This is a genomic window from Bacillus sp. LR--39 (assembly GCF_053613335.1).
The window spans coordinates 1-581 of sequence record NZ_JBSIOT010001292.1 but is presented as its reverse complement, the minus strand read 5'-3'; the positions used below and the strand labels follow the sequence as shown (position 1 = coordinate 581).

General features: G+C 48.5%; 1 protein-coding gene and 1 pseudogene. Both read left to right on the top strand.

What is annotated here, in order from left to right; translation table 11 throughout:
• Window positions 1-111, top strand: a pseudogene (locus tag ACWHAR_RS30050) (aliphatic sulfonate ABC transporter substrate-binding protein); the annotation flags it as partial.
• On the top strand, window positions 108-581 hold a 474-nt coding region (locus ACWHAR_RS30045), incomplete at its 3' end, for an ABC transporter permease subunit (protein WP_452088803.1). The pseudogene ACWHAR_RS30050 and the gene ACWHAR_RS30045, both read left to right, overlap by 4 nt.

The following is a 581-nucleotide window of genomic DNA, read 5'->3' as shown; positions in this document are numbered from 1 at the left end:
TTTCAATTTCGAACAAAGGCGATAGATAAGAAGATTGATGTGAAGGATGTTGTCGATAACACTTTTATCAAAAAAGCATTAGAGGAACATTCCTCAGGAGGTGATCAATGATGAAAGCAGAGGCTGCGGGCTCGCTGCCCAAAACGAATGCGGAAGCGGTGCGAAAAAAGCCTGGAAGGAAGAGATACGGCTGGATGAAGGGGCTTTTACTGCCCGCTGTCATCATTGCCATCTGGCAGGTCATCGGCGGGCTGGGGGTTGTGTCCGCTACAGTGCTGCCTACACCTGTTACGATTGTTCTGACCTTTAAGGAGCTTATTTTGTCCGGCGAACTGTTCGGCCATCTGCAAATCAGCATTTATCGGGCGGCACTTGGTTTTTTGCTTGGCGCGGGGCTTGGATTGATGATCGGGATTTTGGCCGGATTCTCCAAACGGACGGAGCTGTATCTTGATCCGTCGTTGCAAATGCTTAGAACCGTACCTCATCTGGCCGTCACACCGCTGTTTATTTTATGGTTCGGATTTGACGAAGTATCTAAAATTTTGCTGATTGCGCTCGGTGCCTTCTTTCCTGTCTAT